This is a genomic window from Anaerotignum sp., from assembly GCF_031981185.1.
Taxonomy (GTDB): Bacteria; Bacillota; Clostridia; order Lachnospirales; family Anaerotignaceae; genus Chakrabartyella.
The window spans coordinates 51,541-52,113 of the sequence record NZ_DALYUL010000009.1 but is presented as its reverse complement, the minus strand read 5'-3'; the positions used below and the strand labels follow the sequence as shown (position 1 = coordinate 52,113).

Annotated in this window: 2 protein-coding genes; both read left to right on the top strand. The window is 41.2% G+C overall.

Annotated features, from left to right (window positions below):
* On the top strand, positions 1-290 hold a 290-nt coding region (locus RTK36_RS06825; RefSeq protein WP_312045550.1), incomplete at its 5' end, for a 3-methyl-2-oxobutanoate hydroxymethyltransferase.
* Positions 291-351: 61 nt separating this feature from the next.
* Positions 352-573 (top strand): ketopantoate reductase family protein (locus RTK36_RS06820; RefSeq protein ID WP_312045547.1); only part of this gene is annotated, 222 nt, incomplete at its 3' end.

The window sequence follows — 573 nt, the reverse complement described above, 5'->3', positions numbered from 1 at the left end:
TTGTATTGGAATGTGTGCCTTCTGGGGTTGGCAAAGCAGTATCGGAAGCTGTGGAAATCCCTATCCTGGGAATAGGAGCAGGCCCCCATGTTGATTGTCAGGTTCTTGTAACCCAAGACCTTCTAGGGATGTATGGTGATTTCAAGCCAAAATTTGTGAAGCAGTTTGCACAGGTAAGACAGGTTATGATTGAAGGGCTGAATGAATTCCATAAGGAGACTTTGGATGGAACTTTCCCATCCCCTGAATTCTCATTTAATAAACAAGTTGATATCCCAAAATTGTATTAATGGATCCAAAGTGGTTTCTCATATTCTGGGATTTATACAATGTAGAAAGGAAAACGGTCAAATGAAAATTGCGATAATTGGTGCAGGAGCAATGGGATGCCTTTATGGAGGGAAACTATCTACGGTGCCTGGTAACCAAGTATTCCTCCTTGACATTTGGAAAGAACATGTAAACGCCATTAACAATGATGGTCTTTATATGGAAGAAAACGGTGAGTTGTTGTGTTATAATAATTTGACCGCTGCAACAGATGCCACAGTGGTTGGCATTGTTGACTTGGCA